At 72.6% G+C, this 20,843-nt stretch carries 12 protein-coding genes; 9 read left to right on the top strand and 3 right to left on the bottom strand.

All coding sequences use genetic code 11. The features are described from left to right. The first annotated feature begins 96 nt into the window (after positions 1-96). The 6 genes from ACMXN5_RS05145 to ACMXN5_RS05120 are packed head-to-tail and all read left to right on the top strand — an operon-like array spanning position 97 to position 5,929. The gene (locus ACMXN5_RS05145) at positions 97-1,176 is read left to right on the top strand and encodes an ABC transporter substrate-binding protein (RefSeq protein WP_439674203.1); all 1,080 of its coding nucleotides are present in this window, start codon (positions 97-99) and stop codon (positions 1,174-1,176) included. Beyond that, the gene (locus ACMXN5_RS05140; protein ID WP_439674202.1) at positions 1,169-2,209 is read left to right on the top strand and encodes an ABC transporter substrate-binding protein; all 1,041 of its coding nucleotides are present in this window, start codon (positions 1,169-1,171) and stop codon (positions 2,207-2,209) included. Before ACMXN5_RS05145 ends, ACMXN5_RS05140 begins: the two co-directional genes overlap by 8 nt. Next, entirely contained in the window at positions 2,206-3,087 is an 882-nt protein-coding gene (locus ACMXN5_RS05135) for an ABC transporter permease (protein ID WP_439674201.1), read from the top strand. The genes ACMXN5_RS05140 and ACMXN5_RS05135 overlap by 4 nt, the downstream gene beginning before the upstream one ends. After that, on the top strand, positions 3,084-3,938 hold the full coding sequence (locus tag ACMXN5_RS05130) for an ABC transporter ATP-binding protein (RefSeq protein ID WP_439674200.1): 855 nt from the start codon (positions 3,084-3,086) through the stop codon (positions 3,936-3,938). The genes ACMXN5_RS05135 and ACMXN5_RS05130 overlap by 4 nt, the downstream gene beginning before the upstream one ends. Further along, entirely contained in the window at positions 3,939-4,853 is a 915-nt protein-coding gene (locus tag ACMXN5_RS05125; RefSeq protein ID WP_439674199.1) for an ABC transporter substrate-binding protein, read from the top strand. Further along, on the top strand, positions 4,850-5,929 hold the full coding sequence (locus ACMXN5_RS05120) for an LLM class flavin-dependent oxidoreductase (RefSeq protein ID WP_439674198.1): 1,080 nt from the start codon (positions 4,850-4,852) through the stop codon (positions 5,927-5,929). The genes ACMXN5_RS05125 and ACMXN5_RS05120 overlap by 4 nt, the downstream gene beginning before the upstream one ends. 67 nt (positions 5,930-5,996) lie before the next feature. Here the strand turns inward: ACMXN5_RS05120 and ACMXN5_RS05115 are convergent, their stop codons facing one another. Beyond that, positions 5,997-6,788: an SDR family NAD(P)-dependent oxidoreductase gene (locus ACMXN5_RS05115; RefSeq protein WP_439674197.1), complete on the bottom strand. Its 792-nt coding sequence runs from the start codon at positions 6,786-6,788 to the stop codon at positions 5,997-5,999. A gap of 138 nt (positions 6,789-6,926) precedes the next feature. Here ACMXN5_RS05115 and ACMXN5_RS05110 point away from each other — a divergent pair, with 138 nt between their 5' ends. The 3 genes from ACMXN5_RS05110 to ACMXN5_RS05100 all read left to right on the top strand — a co-directional run bounded on the left by ACMXN5_RS05110 (position 6,927) and on the right by ACMXN5_RS05100 (position 10,321). Then, the gene (locus ACMXN5_RS05110; protein ID WP_439674196.1) at positions 6,927-7,532 is read left to right on the top strand and encodes a TetR/AcrR family transcriptional regulator; all 606 of its coding nucleotides are present in this window, start codon (positions 6,927-6,929) and stop codon (positions 7,530-7,532) included. Between the two features lie 61 nt (positions 7,533-7,593). Continuing rightward, on the top strand, positions 7,594-8,289 hold the full coding sequence (locus ACMXN5_RS05105) for a glycerophosphodiester phosphodiesterase (RefSeq protein WP_439674195.1): 696 nt from the start codon (positions 7,594-7,596) through the stop codon (positions 8,287-8,289). A 112-nt stretch (positions 8,290-8,401) separates the two neighbouring features. Next, positions 8,402-10,321: a serine/threonine-protein kinase gene (locus ACMXN5_RS05100; protein WP_439674194.1), complete on the top strand. Its 1,920-nt coding sequence runs from the start codon at positions 8,402-8,404 to the stop codon at positions 10,319-10,321. A gap of 15 nt (positions 10,322-10,336) precedes the next feature. On the opposite strand, the gene ACMXN5_RS05095 is transcribed toward ACMXN5_RS05100, so the two are convergent. Both ACMXN5_RS05095 and ACMXN5_RS05090 read right to left on the bottom strand, forming a co-directional pair. Further along, a complete protein-coding gene (locus ACMXN5_RS05095) occupies positions 10,337-12,916 on the bottom strand; it encodes a right-handed parallel beta-helix repeat-containing protein (RefSeq protein ID WP_439677949.1) in 2,580 nt (859 codons plus the stop codon). 20 nt (positions 12,917-12,936) lie between these two features. Next, the gene (locus ACMXN5_RS05090) at positions 12,937-20,742 is read right to left on the bottom strand and encodes a hypothetical protein (RefSeq protein ID WP_439674193.1); all 7,806 of its coding nucleotides are present in this window, start codon (positions 20,740-20,742) and stop codon (positions 12,937-12,939) included. Positions 20,743-20,843: the final 101 nt, after the last annotated feature.

Below are 20,843 nucleotides of genomic sequence, written 5' to 3'. Positions count from 1 at the left end.
TCGTTGCCCGGACCGGCTCGGTCCCGGGTCGATCCGCGCCGTGTCGAACCGGTCGCGGATCCCGTCGACGCCTCGAACGCGAACGGAAGTATTCCCATGACCGCCCTGACCGGCGCACGTCCCGACGAGCTGTGGTTCACCCGTTGTCCCGTCCCCACCGCCACCGGCATCGCGGCCGATCTGGGCCTGCTCGACGCCGAGTTCGCGGCCGAGGGGATCACCGTGCGGTCGCTGCAGGACGTCTCGGCCGATGTCGCCGCCGACCACCACTACACGCACGCGCTGCCCGGACTGTTCCGCGAGGGCGGCAACGTACCCGCGCTGTGGGCGCGTTCGCGCGGTGAGGAGACCCGGCTGGTCGGGCTCACCTGGATCGAGGAGCGCCAGGCGATCCTGGTCCGGGCGGAGAGCGGGATCGCCTCGCCGGAACAGCTGCGCGGACTGCGGCTGGCCGTGCCCCGGCACGACATCGCGATCGACTTCTGGCGGGCGATGGCCCTGCACGGCTTCGCCGGCGCGTTGTCCCTGGCCGGCGCCACCCTGGCCGACGCACGCCCGGTCGAGGTGCCGGCGGCGCGTGGGGGCGGGCAGTGGGAGGCCGAGTTGGCCGCGCTGAGCCGGGGCGTGGTGGACGCCGTCTACGTCAAGGGCGCGTTGGCCGTGGAGGCGGCCGTCCGGTACGGCGCGGTGGTCGCGGTGGACCTGGACGCGGTGCCGGACCGGGCGGTGCGGATCAACAACGGGACGCCGCGACCGATCACCGTGCACCGCGAACTGCTGGATCACCACCCGGAGTTGGTCAGCCGGTTCCTGGCGGTCCTGGTCGAGGCGGCCGACTGGGCGCCGGAGCATCCCGCCGAGGTGGCCCGGATCCTGGGCGCCGAGACCGGCGCGGGCGCGTTCGGGGTGGCCGGCGCGTACCGCGAACTCGGCCCGGACACGCTCCGGATCGACCTGTCCGCCGAACGCCTGGAGCTGCTCGCCCGGCAGGAGCGGTTCCTGTTCGCACAGGGCTTCCTGGCCGGGCCGGTGGACGTACCGGCCTGGGCGGATCCCGAACCGCTGCGGCTGGCCCGCGAACTCGCCGATGTCCGCGCTCGTGCCCGCGCCCGCGCCACGCACCCGAACGACCCCGCACCGTCTCGCATATCACCGCTGGAGGTTCCCCATGAGTAGCCGGCCCCCTCGCCGCCCCCGACTGTTGTCCGCCGTCGCGCTCGCGACCGCGACGCTGATCGCGCTGACCGGCTGCGGCTCCTCTTCGAAGGACACCAAGGCGTCGGCGGCGAGCGGCGGCAAGAGCGACATCACGCTGCGGATTCCCGACCCGGGCAACAACGGGGTGCTGGCCCGGGGCAAGAAGGACGGCTCGCTGGACGCGGCCCTGGCCAAGGTCGGTGCCAAGGTCTCCTGGACCGGCAGCGCGGGCCCGTTCGCGCCGGCCGCGCAGGCGATCAACGCCGGGCAACTCGACGTGGCGCTCGGCTCGATCACCTCCGCCGTGGCCGCGCTCGGACAGAAGCCGAGCTTCAAGCTGTTCGGCGCCACCGCCCCCGACCTGGCGGGCGAGGGCATCCTGGTGAAGAGCGACTCGAAGATCCACTCGATCCAGGACCTGGTCGGGAAGAAGGTGGCCTGCTCACAGGGTGGCACCAGCGAATACCTGCTGCTCGCCGCGCTCGAACAGGCGAAGATCCCGGCCGACAAGGTGGAGCGGGTCTATCTGCGGGCCGACCAGACCGCGCCGGTGTTCGCGGCCGGCCAGGTGGACGCCTGGGCGACCTGGGCCACCTACTCGGTACCGGCCCTGGCCTCGGGCAATGCCCGCTTCCTGGCCGACGGGCGCGCGCTCGGCTCGGACAACTACTCGGTCTGGGCGGTGCGCAACGCGTTCGCGGACAAGCACCCCGACGTGGTCAAGGCGTTCTACACCTACCTGCACGACGCCGGCACCAAGGAGATCGCCGACCCCGCCGCGTACATCAACGTCTTCACCGACTCCGGACCCACCGCCTACGGTGCCGAACCCAAGCGCATCCAGACCGACTTCACCCGGCAGGGGGCGACGGTGGAGCCGATCCGACCCGCCGACGTGGAGCGCTTCGGCAAGGTGGCCCGGTTCTTCCAGGACCAGAAGGTCACCCAGACCCTCGTCGACGTCAAGCCGCACCTGCTCGACGTGGAGACCCTCGCGGGGGCGGCCGGATGAGCGCGCCCACGGTGATCGAGGCGCAACCCCGGGCGATCGAGGCCGATTCCCCGGAGCGCGAGTACCCCGGCCTGGTCGCCCCGCGTCCGCGCGTCCCGCGACCCCGGCCGCGCCTTCTCAGCCCCGCGCTGCGCGCGATCGGGCCGCTCGCGCTGATCGGCGGCTGGGCCTGGGCCTCGCACAGCGGGGCGCTCAGCCCCGATCTGCTCGGCTCGCCCGCCGACGTCCTGCACGCCGCGCGCGAGATGTGGGGCAACGGGCAACTCCCCGACGCTCTACGGGTGTCGCTGGGCCGCGCCGGTCTGGGCCTGGTGTTCGGGCTGACCATCGGCCTGGCCCTGGGCGTGCTCACCGGCTTCTCCCGGCTCGGCGAGGAACTGCTCGATTCCTCCGTGCAGTTGCTTCGCACCGTGCCGTTCCTCGCGCTGGTCCCGCTGTTCATGGTCTGGTTCGGGATCGGCGAGTCGGCCCGGGTGATCCTGATCGCGGTGGCCACGGCGTTTCCGATGTACGTCTCCGCGTCCGGCGGGGTGCGCAATGTGGACCGCAAGCTGGTCGAGGCGATGCGCAGCTTCGGCGTCGGTCGGCTCGCGCTGGTCCGCGAGGTGGTGCTGCCGGGCGCGTTGCCCGCGCTGCTCTCGGGGCTGCGCCTGTCCATGACGCTGAGCGTGATCGCGCTGATCGCGGCCGAGGAGATCAACTCCACGGCGGGGATCGGATATCTGATGAGCCAGGCGCAGAGCTTCTCCCGCACCGACATCCTCACCGTCTGCATCCTCGTCTACGCGATCCTGGGCCTGCTCGCCGACGTGATCGTGCGGATCCTGGAGCGGGTGCTGATGCCGTGGCGCGGCCAGGGGCAGGGGGCGGGCCGATGAGCGCCGAGACCGCCGTGCATCTCGCGGGCCTGCGCCGGGTGTTCGGCACCCGGGCCGTGCTCGACGGCGTCGATCTGGACATCGCGCGGGGCGAGTTCGTCGCCCTGCTCGGCGCCAGCGGCACCGGCAAGACCACGCTGCTGCGCATCCTGGGCGCACTCGATCGGCACGACGGCGGCACCGTGCTCGTTCCGGAGGTCCGCACGATCGTCTTTCAGGAGCCGCGCCTGGTGCCCTCCAAGCGGGTGTTGGCCAATGTGGTGGTCGGGTTGCCGAGGGGGCGGGCCACCCGGGAGATCGGCCTGCGCGCGCTGACCGAGGTGGGCCTGGAGGGGCACGCCTCCGCCTGGCCCGCGACGTTGTCCGGCGGCGAGGCACAACGTGTGGCGCTGGCCCGGGCGTTGGTGCGCGAGCCGGAACTGCTGCTGCTCGACGAGCCGTTCGCGGCGCTGGACGCGCTGACCCGGATGCGCATGCAGGACCTGGTGGGCGAGCTGTGCCGGGTGCACCGGCCCGCCGTGCTGCTGGTCACGCACGACGTCGAGGAGGCGATCCGGCTGGCCGACCGGGTCGCGGTGCTGCGCGACGGCAATCTGGTCACGGACGAGATCGTGGCCGTGGACCGACCGCGCGACCCGACGGATCCGGCCTTCGCCGCGTTGCGGCGGCGGCTTCTGGCGGACCTGGGGGTCCGGGTCGCGGACGGGCCGGTCAAGGTTCCCGCCGCCCCGACCGTCCCCACGGCGCCTGCCACGGTCCCCTCGGCCCCCGTCACGGCCGCCCCCACCGCTTCCCCCACGAGTTCCGCCACGACTTCCGCCACCGTCCCGTCCACGTCCGGAGTGATCTGAATGACCGTCACCATCGGTGTCCACGGCAGCAATCCGTCGCTGTACCTGCTCGCCCGACTGGGCATCCTCGAACGTGCCCTCGAACCGCTCGGCGAGACGGTGACCTGGTTGCCCGTGGAGGGCACCCGGGTGGGCGAACTGCTCGGCGCCGGCACGATCGACTTCGGCGGCACGGGGTCGACGCCGCCGATCGTCGGCCAGGCGCAGGGCCACGACATCGTCTATGTCGCGGTGTCCGCGCCGCGGCCCGGGCACGGCGCGCTGCTGGTCGCGGACGAGGGCCCGGTGCGTACCACCGTGGATCTCAAGGGCGGCACGGTCGTGCTGAGCATCGGGTCGTGGCAGACGCACTTCGTGGCCAAGGCGTTGAACGACGTCGGCCTGTCCTATCGGGACGACATCACCCCGGTGCGGCCGGCGGCGGGCCAGGACCAGGCGGCGCGGCTGCGCGCCGGCGAGATCGCCGGGTGGGTCGCGCAGGGCCCCGAACTGGCCGCCGCGCGCCGCGAGCCGGGCCTTCGGGTGCTGCACCGGGTCGGCGACGTGATCACCGACCGCTCGGTGTTCTTCGCCCGCCGTGCGTTCGCCGAGGAGCGCTCGGAGGTGGTCGCGACGGTGGTGGGCGCGCTGCGCGAGGCCGACGCCTGGGCGGCGACACATCCGGAGGAGGCGGCCGAACTGCACGCGGCCGAACTGCCCGGCACCCGGGCCGATTGGGCCGAGGCGCTGGCGGCGCTGCCGTGGCGGCTGGAGCCGATCCCGGCTTCGTTCATCGCCGAGCAGCAGGAGGCCGCCGACATCTTCGCGGCCAACGGGTTCATCGACCGCCCGATCACGGTGGCCGACGCGCAGACGGCGGCGTTGTCCGCGCCGGTGACCCGGGCGCTCGCAGTGGCGGACGGTGCGGGCCGATGAGTCCCGAGGTGTTGTGGTACGTGATCCCGCGCGAAGGGCCCTATCCGTGGGAGCCCGCCGGGCGGCGGCCGGTGGACCTGGCCTACCTCCAGCAACTGGGCGGCGCGGTCGACCGATTGGGCTTCAGCGGGGCGCTGCTCGCGACGGATCTGTACGACGTGTGGTCGCTGGGCAGTGTCCTGGCCGCGGCGGCGCCGACGTTTCGGCCGCTGCTCGCGGTGCATCCCGGATTGATCGCGCCGACGTTGCTGGCGAAGATGGCGCTGAGCTTCGAGGCGCTGTTCGGCCGGGGGCGGTTGCGGTTCAACGTGGTCAACGGCTCGACCGAGGGGCTGCGCGAGTACGGGCTGCATCTCGAACACGACGAGCGGTACGAACTCAGCGCCGAATACTGGGACATCGTCAAGCGGCTCACCGCGGGCGAGGTCTTCGACCACAAGGGCACCTTCTACGACCTCAAGCAGGCCGGCGCAGGGCTGCGCGAGCTGCATCGGGAGGGCGGGCACGTACCGCTGTGGTTCGGTGGCTCGTCCCCGGCCGGGATCGAGATGGCCGCCGAGCATGTCGACGTGTATCTGACCTGGGGCGAACCGCCGCACCAGCTTGCGGAGAAGCTGGCGAAGGTGCGCGAGCGGGCGGCGGCACACGGGCGTTCGTTGCGGATCGGGCTGCGGCTGCACCTGATCGTCCGAGAGCGCGAGGACGAGGCCTGGGCGGCGGCGGACCGGTTGCTCGAGGTGACCAGTTATGCGACGTACGCCCGGCAGCTGGGTCAGGCGGCCGACGCCGACGGGGTGGGCTGGGAACGGCAGTTCCGCCAGCACGGGGGCCGGGTACCGGCGCGGGCCCGGGAGTTGGAGGTGTCGCCGAACCTGTGGCCCGGGATGGGCCTGTTCCGGCCGGGGCCCGGCACGGCCGTGGTCGGCAGTACCGCCCAGGTGATCGAGCGGTTGCAGGAGTTCGAGGCGCTGGGCGTTGATACGTTCATCCTCTCCGGCAATCCGCTCCTCGAGGAGGCGTATCGGATCGGCGAGACGGTCTTGCCGGCGCTCGGGGTGCGGCCCCGGGTGGGCTGAGCGGCGGCGGCGTCGATCGGGCGGGCCGGTGCGGCCGATCGCACCGGCCCGGCCCCGACTGCGGGGTTCAGGCCGCCTTGAGCGCGCCCCCGTCGACGAGGTGGTCCGTGCCGGTGACGCTGCCGGCGAGCGGGGAGGCCAGGTAGGCGACCGCGGTGGCCACCTCGTCCGGGTCGACGAAGCGGCCGGTGACCATGCCCGACGCGCCGGGCAGGGTGTCGAGCAGCTGCTCGTGGGACAGGCCCATGGACGCGGCCAGTTGGGCGCCGTAGCCGTCCGGCGCCTCCCACATGGCGGTGCGCACCGGGCCGGGGGAGACGGTGTTGACCCGGACGCCGCGCGGGCCGAACTCCTCCGCGACGGCCTTGCCGAACGCGGTGAGCGCGGCCTTGGCGGTCGTGTACGGCACGGGACCGCTGTGCGGCACCCGGCCGCCGAGCGAGGAGATGTTCACGATCGTGCCGCGCGTGTCGACCAACGCGGGCAGCGCGGCCCGGGTGGTGCGTACGCCGGCCAGGAAGTTCAGCTCGAACGAGGCGAGCCACTGCTCGTCGGTGAAGCTCAGGAAGCCGCCGGTCTGCGACTCGCCGCCGGCGTCGCCCCCGCCGACGTTGTTGACCAGGACGTCGAGCCGGCCGAACTCGGCGAGGGCCCGATCGACCAGGCGGCGCGGGCCGTCGGGTCGGGCCAGGTCGACGGCCATGGTCGTGGCGCCGGTGGCGGCCAACTCCGGGGTGATCGTGCGGGACGCGGCCAGGACCCGGGCCCCTTCGGCGACGAGCGTGGACACGATGGCGAGCCCGATGCCGCGGCTCGCGCCGGTCACGAGGGCGGCCTTGTCGGTGAGGCGCAGGTCCATGAGAACTCCTTGGTGGGCAGCCGGCGTCGATGGTTTTCGACGACCGACCTGCTGCTTTGGTGATGCAGTGAACCTAGAACATGCATCACTGATGTCGCAAGTATGAACCGACCGGCGTCGTTGTCGTACAGTTCGAGGGTGACTTCCCCAACTGACGGAGCCGGTGGCCGGGTGCGACCGCTGCGCGCGGACGCGGAGCGGACCGTGCGCGCGATCCTGGAGGCCGCCGAGCGGGTCCTGAGCGCCAACCCCTCGGCCACGATGGAGCAGATCGCCGAGGCCGCCGGCGTGGCGCGGACCACCGTGCACCGGCGCTTCGCCACCCGCGACGCGCTGATCGTGGCGATGACCCGGTGGGCCACACAGCAGTTCCACGACGCGGTGACGGCGGCGCGGCCGGACGCCACGCCGCCGGCGGTGGCGCTGTACCAGGTGACCGCGAACGTACTGCGGGTCAAGATCGCGTGGGGCTTCGCGATGAACGCCCTGCGCACCGACGACCCCGAGGTCGCGCACCTGCACACCGACGTGCTCGATCGGTGCGATCGGCTCTTCCGCCGGGCACGCGAGAGCGGGCTGCTGCGTCCGGAGGTGGACCTCGACTGGACCCGGCGCGTCTACTACGCGCTGATCCACGAGTCGGCGCAGGACGACCGGGGTGAGGACGCGGACGTGCTCGCCACCCGGATCGTGGACACCCTGCTGCGCGGATTCGGCGCCTCCGGCGGTCCCTCGACACGATGAACCCGGGGCGGGCGCGGCGCGTGTACGGTGTGCCCGCCGGTCCCCGATCGAGAGGTTTGTCGTGACCCTGGCCGTGGCCCACCGAGGCGACCCCCGACGCTACCGGGAGAACACCCTGCCGTCGTTGTCGAGCGCGCTGGAGCGCGGGGCCGACCTGGTCGAGATCGACTTGGAGGTGACCCGGGACGGACACCTCGTACTGCTGCACGACGCGACGCTGCGCCGGTTGTGGTGGCGCAACGCGCGGGTGCGCGAGTTGACCCTGGCCGAGGTCCGGGAGATCGGCCGGCGCGGGAAGTATCGGGTGCCGAGCTTCGACGAGGCGTTGGACCTGATCAAGGGCGGCCCCGGCGGGCTGATGGTCGACTTCGGCGAGATCGAACTGGCCGGTCCCGGGACCGAGGCGGTCGCCCGGCACGGGCTGAACGAGCAGATCCTCTACGTCGGTGGACCGGTCGCGATGGGCATGGTCCGCGAGCATGCGCCCGAGGCCCACATCGGGCTCAGCGGCGACTCGTTCGCCCGGCTGCCGGGCGAGGACGTGCTGCGGACGCTCCGGCCGGAGTACATCAACCTGCGCTGGCGGGCGTACGACGCGGAGTCGGTGGCGCGCTGCCATGCGGACGGATACGGCGTGAGTGCCTGGACGGTGGACTCGCCCCGGGTGATGCGCAGGCTGTTGGACATGGATGTGGACATGATCATCAGCAACCGGATCGGCCGGTTGCTCGACGTGGTGGCGGAACGGCGCGGCTGAGCGGTCGCGGGCCTGCTCGGCGGCGAGGTTCGACGGCGCCTCGGCGAGGGATCTGCCCACGATGCGGCCGGCGGTACCGGTTGTGGGAGGCCTGATTTGTAGGGTGTGCCGCATGACCCCGGGTATACCTGGCAGACGCGTGATCGACGGCCGCTTCGAGTTGCTGGAGCGGCTCGGTGGTGGCGGCATGGGTTTGGTCTGGCGGGCGCGCGACCTGGCCCTTGAGCGCGAGGTCGCGCTCAAGGAGGTCCGGCCGCCCGACCCGGCACTCCTGGAGGACGATCCGACCGCCGCCCGGATGTTGCGCGAGCGGGTGTTGCGTGAGGCCAGGTCGCTGGCCCGGCTCAACCACCCGCACGTGGTGACGATCCATCACATCGTGGACGCCGCCGAGGTCCCGCACCCGTGGCTGGTGATGGAACTGGTCCCCGGCGGATCCCTGCACGACCGGCTGGCCAACGGGCCGATCGCTCCCGCCGAGGCCGCCGTGATCGGTCGGGGCGTACTGTCCGCGCTGAGCGCCGCGCACGCGGCGGGGATCCACCACCGCGACGTGAAGCCGGGCAACGTACTGCTGCGCGCCGACGGCAGCCCGGTCCTGACCGACTTCGGCATCGCCGCGCTGCGCGAGTCGACCAGCCTGACCGCGACCGGGGACCTGATCGGCTCGCCCGAATACATCGCGCCGGAGCGCATTCGCGGCGAGGAGGACAACGCCGCGTCCGACCTGTGGTCGCTCGGGATGATGTTGTACGTGGCGGTGGAGGGGGAGCACCCGCTGCGCCGGGCGACCAGCCTGGCCACGCTCGCCGCGGTGCTCACCGAGACGGTGCCGGCGCCGGTCCGCGCGGGCGCGTTGCGGCCGGTGTTGGAAGCGCTGCTGGTGCGGGACCCGGCGGCTCGGCCGGACGCGGCGCAACTGGACGCGCTGCTCGCGGCGGCCGCGGGCGAGCCGGGCGCGCGGCCCTCGTCGCAGCACACGACCTCGGCGCTGCCGGTGGCCGACGCCCTGGCCTGGAAGCCGGGCGACCTCGGCGGTGGTCGGGCGGTCGAATCGGGGTCGGACACCGGGTCCCGTTCCGGCTTCGATGCCGCGTTCGGGGCCGATACGGGTTCGCGGTCCGGGTCCGGGCCCGCGTGGGCCGGAGCAGACCGGGCAGGGCCCGGATGGGCGGGGGCGGATCGGGTCGACGGAGGGCCGAACTCCGGTTCATCGCAGGGGGCTTCGGCCGACTCTTCGGGCGAGGTGCCGGTCGGGTCGGCGGCGGCCGGGTCGTCCGGAGCGGGCTCGCCGTACGGTTCGGCGTTCACCCCGGCGACGCCCGAGTCGGCCGCCCGGCAGCGGGCGCGGCGCAATCGGATCGTCGGGGGATCGGTGGTCGCCACGGCCCTGGTCGGCACGCTGGTCGCGGTGCTCCTGGTGTCCCAGCTTCGCGACTCGGGGTCGGATTCGGCCGGGGACGGGGCCAAGCCGGCGGCGACGCGAACGAACATCTCGCCCGATGCGCGGGGGAGTTCGCCGAACGACGAGCCGACCGAGCCGGCCGAGCGACCGTCGCCGACCCGGACGGCGTCCAAGCCCGCCGCGGACAAGGAGAACCTGATGACGCCGGCCGGGATCCGCGGTGTGATCGAGTCGATGAAGCCGGTCATCGGCGGGACGAAGGTCAAGTCCTTCAGCGTCCATGACACCTTCGCCTCCATCGACGCACCGGTGCCCGGCAATGCCCGCCTCCAGGACCGTTATTCCTATCGCGACGGGAAGACCACGAAGGACAACGGCTTCGGCCGCACCGGTGAGGACGAGAAGACCATCGACCTCACCAAGGTCAACTGGGACGCGTTGCCCGCGTTGTTCGCCAAGGCCGACAAGGAACTCGGCATCACCACGCCGAAGAACCGCTACGTGATCGTGGACCTCGGGCTGATCGACCGGGTGGCGTCGCTGAAGGTGTACGTCAGCGACGACTACGGCTCCGGCTACCTGCGGGCGGACCTGGACGGCAAGGTGGTCAAGATGTATCCGCGCTGACGTCGTGCCCCCGGGCTACGAGGCCAACGACGTCGGCAGATCCGCGACCTCCAACGCGATCAGCTGGGCCGCGTCCGGGTGTTCGAGTTCGGCGACGCGGCCGGCCTGGCGCTCCGTCATCTCCTGGAACGCCTGGCGGGCCGAACGCCCGTTGCCGAAGCCGCCGCCCCGGGACATGCCGGCGAACAACGCGAGCAGCTCGGTGCGTGCGGCGGGGCTGAGTTCGTAGCGGTGGCGCTCGGCCTGGTGCTCGACGATGGCCACCAACTGCTCGGCGTCGTAGTCCTCGAAGAGCAGCGTGCGGGTGAACCGCGACGCCAGGCCCGGGTTCGAGGACACGAAGCGGTCCATGTCGTCGGGATAGCCCGCCGCGATCACCACCACGTCGTCGCGGTGATCCTCCATCAGCTTCACCAGTGTGGCGATCGCCTCGGAGCCGAAGTCGTTGCCGCCCGCGAGCGGGGAGAGCGAGTACGCCTCGTCGATGAACAACACGCCGCCGATCGCCCGGTTGAACGCGGCGGCGGTCTTGGGCCCGGTGTGGCCCACGTATTCGCCGACCAGGGCGCTGCGGTCGACCTCGACCAGGTGCCCGTGGCCGAGCAGCCCGAGCGCCTTGAGCAGGCGCCCGTACAGCCGAGCCACTGTGGTCTTGCCGGTGCCCGGGTTGCCCGCGAAGACCAGGTGCCGGCTCAGTGGCGGCGCGGGCAGCCCGGCCTCGACCCGCAGCCGGACCGTCTGCATCAGCTTGGCCATCGACGCGACGTCGCGCTTGACCCCGTCCAGGCCGACCAGTTCGCCGAGTTCGGCCAGCAGGTCGGTCAGCTTCTCCTCGACCACCTCGGGCAGATCCGGCACCGGCGGTGCGGCGGCCGGGCCCGGCCCGACGCCCGCGATCGCCGCGGGGGCGGGCTGTGCGCCGGCCGACGTGCCGCCGAGCGCCGGATCGCAGTCGTCGAACACCGGCGCGGCCTCCGGATCCGTGCTCAGGTCGTCCGTACAGTCGCGCAGCCGACAACGCCGGAACAGCGGATCCGCGCCGCCGCCCACGTGCAGCGCGGCGTAGCCCGCGCCGATCACGTCGCAGCCGGTGTAGGTGCCGCCGGCCTGCTCGGCCACGAACAGCCCGTTCTTGCCAGGACGTTCGATCCGCACCCCGTGCACCGTCGGCCGGGCGCCGGTCCACACCACCAGCCCCGACCCGGTGCAGTCCTCGATCGAGCCGCCCGCCAACTCGGCCCGCGAGCCCGCGTCGAACACGATGCCCGCGGCACCCGCGCCGGTGACCCGGTTGCCGGTCAACTCGGCGACACCCTCGCCGGTCACCTCGATCCCGGTGCGCCCGGCGGCGCGCACCGTACATCCCGACACCCGCGACCCGGTGGGCGATGCGATGCCGATCCCGGTCGTGGTGTCCGCGACCAGGCAGCCGGAGAGCGCGGCCGAGGAGCGGCCGGTGATCGCGATCCCGCTCATCGCGGCGGCGGAGACCGTGCAGTCGGTCAGCTCGACCCGGGCGGTGTCCGCGGTGTGCACGCCGTGTTCGGGGGTGCCCACCACCCGACAGTCGGCCAGTTTGAGAACGGCGGTACCGGCCGCGTGGATCGAGCCGAAACCGGAGTCGAGGATGCGGCAGTCGGTCAACTCGGCCGCCGCGGCCTCGGTGAGCAGCACCCCGTTGGTCGCCGAGCGGCGCACCGCGCAGCCCTGCGCGAGCACCCGCGCGCTGCCGTCGAGCACGATGCCGGCCGCGGCGGCGTCCAGGATCCGACAGTCGGTCAGTTCGGCCCGCGCGCTGCCGCCGAGCCGAATCCCGGCCGCGCCCGGCGCGCTGACCCGGCTCTCGCTCGCGGCAGCCGAGGAGGCGTCCTCCAGGAGCAGGCCCACCCGCCCGCAGCCGTGCAACACCGAGTCGGCCAGGCGCAGTACGGCCCGGCCGCGCAGCCGGATCCCGGAGCCGGAGGTGGCCTCCAGGCGCAGCCGGGCGATGCCGACCCGGGCGCTGCCGGAGACCACGATCCCGGTGCCCTCGATCGTGCCCACCTCGACGTCCTCCACCCGGGCCCGCGCATCGCCGGACACGTGCAGTCCCGCGAGCCGCGCGCCGGTCACGCGCGTGCCGGTGAGCAGCAGCGCCGAGGTGGTGCCGCCGGCGGTCGGCGGCGCGTCCAAGTCCGGGTCGGCGCCGTCGGGTTCGTCCCGATCGGGCCCGCCGCGCACCTCGATCCGACCGCCCCGGACCGTGCAGTCGGCCACGATCAGGCCCGCGCCCGGACCCACGCTGACCGCCGGCGCGTCGCCGCCCGCGCCCTGCACGGTCAGCCCGCGCACCGCGCAGTCCGCCGCGTCGACCGTGATCGCCGGCCCCTCGGCGCTCGCGGTCAGCACCACCTCGCCCCCGCCCGGTTCCGGACACAGCGTCACCGACCGGGCCAGCACCAGGGATTCGGTGTAGTGGCCGGCCTCGATCAGGACGGTCGCCCCCGGCGCGGCGGCCCGTACCGCGTCCGCGATCCGGCGGTGGGCGCCCCGGCCCTTGGCGGCCACCCGCACGGGCACCGGCCCGCCGCCGGTGTGCCGCTCGACGCTCGACATCTGTGCGCTACGCACCTTCGCTACGCATCCTTCTGCTGGTACCAGACCGGGTCGATCCCCGCGCGCACCTTGGGCAACAACCAGCCGTTGAACATCTTCTCGCCGATCTTGAATCCGATGTTGAGCAGGAACTCGCTGACACCCTGGCGGTGGAAGAACCGACCGCCGGCGGCGTTGAGGAAGCCGATCCGGGCGAGCGAGGCACTGCCGGTGCTGACCACGCCGGACAACGAGGCGATCCCGCCGTCGCCCAGCGCCTCCCAGCCGGAGAGCTTGTGGGTGAGGCCGTCGGCGCCCTTGATGCCGAACACACTCGCGTTGATGCTGCCGTTGATCAACCCGGCCAGCATGCCGACGCCGGCGCTGTAGCCGAAGTCGTAGGTGCCGCTGCGCCAGCGCACCGCGGTCTCGTTGCCCGCCCACTCGTTGGCCCACGTCTTGTCGTGGTTGCCCGGCCGGCGGTTCCAGTGCTTGCCGCCGTCGATGTTGCCGTAGCCGCTCTTGAGGTCGCCGAGCTTGCGGAAGCCGTCCCACTTGTTCTCGTGCACGAAGGCGCCCACACCGCCCTTGACCACGCCGCCGACCGCCGCGTTCAGCGCCGCCTTCTGCCAGTCGGTCTCGGTCAGGCTCTTGCCCTGCGCCCTGGCGTTGATGTCGGCCACGATGATGTTCGCGGTGAACTCGATGGCGAACTCCTGGGCGAACTCCAGCGCGAGCTTCTTGCCCAGGACCGTCCCCGCGCTCTGGTAGGCGGCTTCGGCCAGGTGGATCGAGCCGGTCGGCAGGACGCCCGGGATTCCGGTCAACGCGGTGCGGAACTGCGTCACGTCGATCCCGGTCATGTCGCCGCGCCACGGCATGCGTTGGCCCTCGCGGACGCGCCGCACCCAGCCGCGCACCTCGGTCACCTGGCCGCGGAAGTCGTACTCGCTGCCGACCACGCGCCACCGGCCCAGCGAGTCGGTGGTGATCACCGCGCCGCCGTCGGTGCGCCGGGCCAGCAGGTTGCCGTGCTCGTCGTAGCGCCGCCACTGGCCGCGCCACGCGTCCCGTTCCAGGTAGTTCCCCTCGGGGGTGAGCGATCGGGTGCGCACCGCCGTGCCGTGGTCGAACTCCTTCCAGGTGGCGGTGTTCGGCGACGTGGCGCCGCCCGGCCCGTACTCGCGCACCCGCGCCGGCGCGTCGGTGATGTGCGGCGGGGTCTCGCGGATCACCAGCGTCTCGCCCGTGGTGGGCACGAACCGGTCGCGGAAGAGCAGGTTTTTGCCGTCGAGCGGGGTCGCCTGCCAGCCGCCGGCGCCCTCGGCCGCCTTCGGGTCCCACCACACCCGCTCGTGGGTGCCCGTGCCCGGCTGGGGCATGATCGCGCCCGCCCGGTCGAACTTCTGCCAGGTCCAGGTCTGGGTGCCCGGTGCCCGCCACGCGTCGACGTAGCGGCCGTCGTCGAGCATGCGTCGTTCGCGGACCAGGTTGTTGTGCGCGTCGAAGTCCCGGAACGAGTCGTCGAACGGCAGCTTGGGGTCGTCCGAGCTGCGGAACAACACCCGCTTGCCGGACTCCCGCACCTGGCCGGCGGCATCGAGGCGTTCCCACCGCCAGGTCTTCGCGGTGGACGAGCCGTGCGCGACGATCGTGATCTCATTGCCGGCGGCGAGTGTCCAGGTGTCCCGACGCCCGGCCACGTATCCGTGGGCGTCGTACTCGACCCAGTTGCTGCGCGGGTTGGGGGCCACCGGGATCTCGGGGGCCGGGACCGGCGCGTCCGGGGTGCCGTGCACGGGCGATTCCGGCGTGGTGTAGTGCCGGATGTTGCCGTTTTCGAAGCCCTCGCGAACCATCTCCCAATGCGTGACGACGCCGTCGGCGTTCGTCACCGGTCGGAAGTCCTGCCAGTTCCGCCCGCCGGCATCCAGGCGATAACCGATGACGTCGCCCTTGCTCCACGGGATCGTTCCGGCGGGGGCGTTCGCGTGCGGCCGTACCGTGTCGCCGGCCTTGAGGGTCGAACCGTCGGCCAACTTGATCTGCGAGCGGGCGAAGGTGCCGTCGGCGAGGATGTCGAAGGAACTGCCGTCGTCGCCGACGAAGCGGGTGCCGCTGCTGCGGACCACGGTGCCGTCCGCGCCGGCGACCGACTTCTCCCAGGTGAACACCTGGTAGCGGGTGTCGGAGGCGAGGAAGGCGTGGTTGCCGGCCGGGTTCGTCCAGTGGTGGGTCAGCCACTTGCGGGCCCAACTCGGCGGGCGCTGCTCGGAGACCCGGGTAGTGGTGAACGTCGAACCGTTCGTCTCCACCACGTGCTTCCCGGCCTCCTTGCCCTGCGGCGACAACTCGTCCCAGGACGCCTTGCGGAAACCGTCGGCGCCCAGCGGGTGTTCGCGGTAGTGCCGGGCGTGGCCGGTCCGGTGCACTTCTCCCCACTGCTTCTGGACCAGTTCACCCGCGTGGTTGCCGGTCCCCGGGCCGTGTCGGTCGCTCCAGCCGCCGTCCCAGTGCGTGGTACGCGGACCGCTCGCCAACTCGTTGCCGGCGCCGTCGTAGCGGTGCCAGGTCCAGCCGTCGGTGCCCTTGACGCCGAGGGTGTGTCCCGCCCGGCCGTCGAACTTCTGGATGGTGTCCCGGAATTCGCGGACCGTGACGAAGTGCCGGTCGACGTCGGTGTAGCCGAAGCCGGACGTGTCGAACTTGCGCGAACCCTGGGCGAGGGGTGTGCCGTCGGCACCCCACTCGATCCACTTGGTGCGGTGGCTGAAGGTGCCGAAGCCGCTGAGGTCGGTACGCCGGAACGCGTCGAGCGTGGTCCCGCCGGGCAACATCCGGCGCTCGAAGATCACCACCCGGTCCGGCGAATTCGACTTCAGCCGCAGTCCGCCGTTGGCCACGCCGCTCGTGTCCACCGTGCCGTGCTGGAACTCGTTGTGGGTGAACGGGCCGCCGGGGGAGTCGGGGTGGAAGTCCTGGCGCCAGGTCGGCGTCGGGGTGCTGTGGTCGACGACGTACTGGTGGTTGGTCAAGCGGCCGTCGTCCAGCACGTTGAACCCCTCGCGGGTGACCGTGCCGTTCGTGCCGAACTCGTGGAACTCGCCGTGGCGCGGGGAGTTGGGGTGTACGACGTCGACCCGGTAGCCGGTGTGCGTGCCGTCGGCGGCGGTGAGGCGGGTGAGCCGCTGCTCCACCGGGAGCGGGTTGCCGTGCAGGTCGGTGAGGGTGTCGCCGACCGCGAACGGGCCCTGGCCGGCGCGACCCAGCTTGGTGCCGTGCTCGAACGTGCCGTTGACGGTGTCGTGGCGGAACGAGTGGCCGGTGTTCGGGTCGGTGACGCGGTAGCCGTTGTCGACGACGGTGATCGCGCGGTCGGTGACGCGGACGCCGTTCGCGTCGGTGAGCACCCGGCCGGCGCCCTCGCCGACCACGAAGCGGGGCTCGCCGGGGCCGCCGACGGCGATGCCGCGCTCGATGAACGCGCCGTCGGCACCGTGCAGTGTGGACGCGTTCGTGCGGGTGTCGACGATCCGGAAGCCCTGGTCGGCGGTGAGCGTGGCGGTCTGGTGCGGCACCGGGGTGCCGAGCATGTCGGTGAGGTGGCGGTTCGGGCCCTCGCCGACCACGAAGCGGGGTTCGACGCCGCCGCCGAGGGCGATGCCGTGCTCGGCGGCCCAGCCGTTGGCGGAGTAGCGGGTGCTGTGGCCGCCGGCCGTCTCGGTGATCCGGTAGCCCCCGCCGGTGAGCGGGGTGACCTCGACGCCGGCGACGGGGATGCCGCGTACGTCGGTGAGTTCGGGGCCGGCGTCGCGGTCGACGATGAAGTGCGGCTCGCCGAGTTCGGTCAGGCCGAGTTCCCGCTCGATCGCGGTGCCGGTGCCGTCGTAGCGCACGGAGCGGCCGGTGGCCGGGTCGGTGATGTGGTGGCCGTTTTCGAACGGGGTCAGCCTGAGGTCGGTGATCGGCTTGCCGTTCACATCGGTGAGGACCGGGGGCCGGCCGTCGCGGGTCACCACGAAGTGTCGGTCACCCGAGGACCCGGTGAGCACGACGCCGCCTTCGGCGACGCTGCCGTCGCCTCGGTAGCGGGTGGTTTGTCCGCTGGTGGGTTCGGTGATGCGGTAGCCGCCGTTGGTGGTCGGGGTGACGTGGACGCCGTCGATGCGGTTGCCGTGCACGTCGGTGAGCACCGGGCCGTGTTCGGCGGGGACGACGAAGTGTGCGTCGCCGGCGCCTTGGAGGGCGAGGCCGTGCTCGGCGACGGTGCCGTTGCCGTGGTAGCGGGTGCTCTGTCCGCTGGTGGGTTCGGTGATGCGGTAGCCGCCGCCGTCCACCCGGGTGACGTTCACGCCGTCGATGCGGTTGCCGTGGAGGTCGGTGAGTGTCGGGTGGGGTTCGCCGGGGATGACGAAGTGTGCGTCGCCGGCGCCTTGGAGGGCGAGGCCGTGCTCGGCGATGGTGCCGTTGCCGTGGTAGCGGGTGCTCTGTCCGCTGGTGGGTTCGGTGATGCGGAAGCCGTTGCCGTCGGTCGGGGTGACGTGGACGTCGTCGATCCGGGTGCCGTGCAGGTCGGTCAGCACCGGACCCCGCTCGCCGGGGACGACGAAGTGTGGCTCGTCCAGACCGCGGAGCGCGAGGCCGTGTTCGACGACGTGGCCGTCCGCGCCGTATCGGATCGAGCCGCCGGTGGCGGGATCGGTCACCCGGTAGCCGTTCTCGAACGGGGTGAAGACCCGATCGGTGATCGGCTTGCCGTGTGCGTTGGTCAGGATCGGCGGCCGGGCGTCGTTGCCGTGCACCACGAAGCGGGGCGCGCCGGCCCCGCCGAGGGCGATGCCCTGCTCGGCGACGGCGCCGTTGGTGCGGTAGCGGACGGTCTGCCCGCCGGTGGTGTCGGTGACGCGGTAGCCGCCGCGCACGACGGTGACGTCGAAGCCGAGGACCGGGTCCCCGTTCGCGTTGGTGAGGAACGGTCGACCGCCGCCGTCGTCCACGACGAACCGGGGCTCACCCGGCGAGTGCAGCGCCAGCGCCTCGTCGACGAGGCGACCGTCGTGGCCGTAGCGGACGGAGTGGCCGGTGGCGGGATCGGTGATCCGGTAGCCGCCGTGCACCGGCGTACGCACCGTCGCACCGTCGAGTCCGGTGGAACCGGCGCCGACGTGCGAGGTGACGGTCGTGTTCGGCGGCGGCACGGCTCCGGCGGCCGACGTCGTCGCCGGCGTGTTGCCGCCGCCGAGGTCGTGGTGGGTGCCGCCGACCAGCCGCGGACGCTCCAGCAGGCTCTGCGCCTGGATCTGGGCCATGCCCTTGTCGATCCGGGCCGGGTCCACGCCCAGGGCGTCCAGCCGGGTGGTCGCGGTCTCCACCTTCGCCGACGCGGTCTGCACCGCGATCCCGGCGTCGCGTTCGTATACGGACGGCTTGGACGAGCCGCCGGGGCGGACCTCCAGGTCGTGCAACACCTGCTGGGCCCGGCCCAGTTCGTTGCGCGCCGAGGTGAGGTCGCGCCACGCCTCGATCCGCTCGGCCCGCAGCGGGTCGTCGGCCTTGCCGAACAGCGCGCCGATCCGGTCCGCGTCGCGCTGCCACAGCTGTTCCAACTGGGCGCCGGTGAGCCGGTTGGGCGGGCCGGCCAGGTGACCGCCGGGCGGCGGGGTCGGCGCGACGGCGACCTGGTTCGCGGTCGGCGTGCCGGGCCGCAACTCGCCGCCGCCACCCGGGCCGTGCGGTGGCGGGGCGGTCGGCAGCGCGCCGGCATGGGCGGGCCCGTCCGGGCGCGGCATCGGCTTCGGGCCGTGGTCGAGCAGGTTGAGCGCGTTCCCGGCGTGGTCCGGGACCAGCGCCGTCGGCGGCGGGCCGCCCGCGAGCGCCGTCGGGCTCGGCGCGGACAGGGTCGCCGTCGAGCCGAACCCGGTCGACTGCAACTCCACGTGCGGAGCGGGGGCGCCGTGGCCGGGCAGACCCGGGCCGGACAGGCCGTGGCCGGCCAGGTTCGGCGCGGGCAGGCTCGGCGCCGGCAGGCCGTGGTTCAGGCCGGCCGCGGGCAGGCTCGGCGCGGTCACATGGCCGGTCGGGGCGGGCAGGTGAGCGATACCGGCGCCGGGGCTCGGGGTGTTGCCGGTGACCAGCGACGGCACACTCGGCCGGTGCCCGGCCCCGGTCTGGACCAGGTCGAGCGCGGTCAGCGTGGACAGGGACGGGGTGTGCGTGACGCCCGGCAGCGTGGACGGGGTGGGCAGCGCGTGTACCGCCCCGGCCGCGCCGTTGGTCGGGGAGAGCTGCCCGATCGAGTGGAGCGCGTTCAGCTCCATCCGGCCGCTGTTCGCCGGCGTCGGCAGTTTGGCCCAGTCGCCGATCTGCACCATCTTCATGTCGCGCGCGCCGATGTCCAGGAGCGCGTCCATGCGGCGCACCGCGTCCGGCGCGAACTGCATCACCTCGCCGAGGCTGGTCGGGATGTGCAGGCCGGCGGGGGAGGTGACGGTCAGGTTGGTCGTCGGCAGGTCCAGGGCCTTCATCCGCAGCTCGTTCGCGCCGAACCCGGACCAGTCGCCGGCTCGGATCCGGGCCAGGTCGTTCACCGGCATCTCGGGCAGCGCGCCCAGGGGCGGCGTGGTCGGGAGCTGGCTCAGGCCGCGCCCGCCCGCGCCGAGCAGCGGCGAGGCGTAGCGGAACTTGCCGAGCACACCACGCTCGTAGAAGCCGATCTGCAACGCGCGCTTGAGCCCGAACCGGCTGATCTCGGCCGCGTCCACCGGCAGGATCAGCCGCAGCCACTTGGTGCCGCCGAGTTCGGACTTCAGGAACTTCCAGGTGCTGCCCGCGGCCCCCTTGATCGCCCCGGGGATGGCGCGGAACAGCGCCGGTATCGCCTTGAGGCCGGTGACCACCGCCAAGCCGCCCTTGATCACCATGCCGCCGACCCAGGACGGCATCTTCAGCGCCGCCGCGCCCACCCACAACGCGCCCGTCTTGATCCAGCCGCCCGCGAGCCGGGCGAAGTCCTTCAGGCCCGGGATGAACGCGAACGAGCGGAACGCGCCCGCGTTGAAGGCGCCCTTGAGCGCGCCCCACGCGCCCTGCGCGAAGGGCTTGATGCCCTTGGTCCACAAGAACTTCGCGCCGTCCTTGAACAGCTTGAACAGGTTCAGGCCCTTGGTGGTCGGCGCGATCATGCCCAGACCCGCCAGGAACAGGTCGAGCAACCCGGCCTTGCCGTTGGCGACGTCCACCGCGGTCTTGACGAACAGGACCAGGTTGATCCCGATCGCGAGCAGCGCGAGCGGGCCGCCGAGGAGCAGCGCGGGCAGGATCAGGATGATCGCCAGCCAGTTGAACGCCTCCCAGAACAGGTCGCAGTTCGACACCGGCTGCTTGATCCCGGTCGCCGAGGTGTTGAGCACCTTCGCGGCGGTCTCGGCCTGGGTGCGCTGGGCGGTGCCCGCGTTGCGCGCGGTCGTGCCGTACGTGGCGCGCTGCGGATCCTCCAGGGGCAGGTCGCGGCCGTTGGCCAACGCCGTGTCGGCGACCCGCTGCTGGGCCTCCATCACGTCGACGTATGTGTGCAGCGCCTTGGCCGAGTGCTCGAACGCGTCCGCGATGCTGGTCACGAACTCGCGGAGCGGGCCGCTGATCTTCTCCCGCAGCGCGTCGGCGGTTTGCCCGACGAACGCGCCGTTGCCCGTCTTGTCCAGGACCGAGTTCAACGCGTCGTCGATCTCGCGGGCGACCTTGCCCAGGCTCTCCATCGAGGTGATCAGCGTGCGCAGCCGAACGGGGTCGCCCGGGGTGGGATCGGTGCTCAGGCCGATCGCGTTCCAGTCGGTGGGGCGATTGCCCATGACCCGTCGTCTCCTCGCCGTGCTCGCCGGACCTCGCCGTGACCACGCCCGGGCCCACCGGACGGTTCATCGGATGACGTGTCGGGCCGCGATGAACCGGG

The sequence above is a fragment of the Embleya australiensis genome (genome assembly GCF_051903075.1).
Taxonomy (GTDB): domain Bacteria; phylum Actinomycetota; class Actinomycetes; order Streptomycetales; family Streptomycetaceae; genus Embleya.
This window is presented reverse-complemented; position numbering and strand designations above follow the sequence as displayed.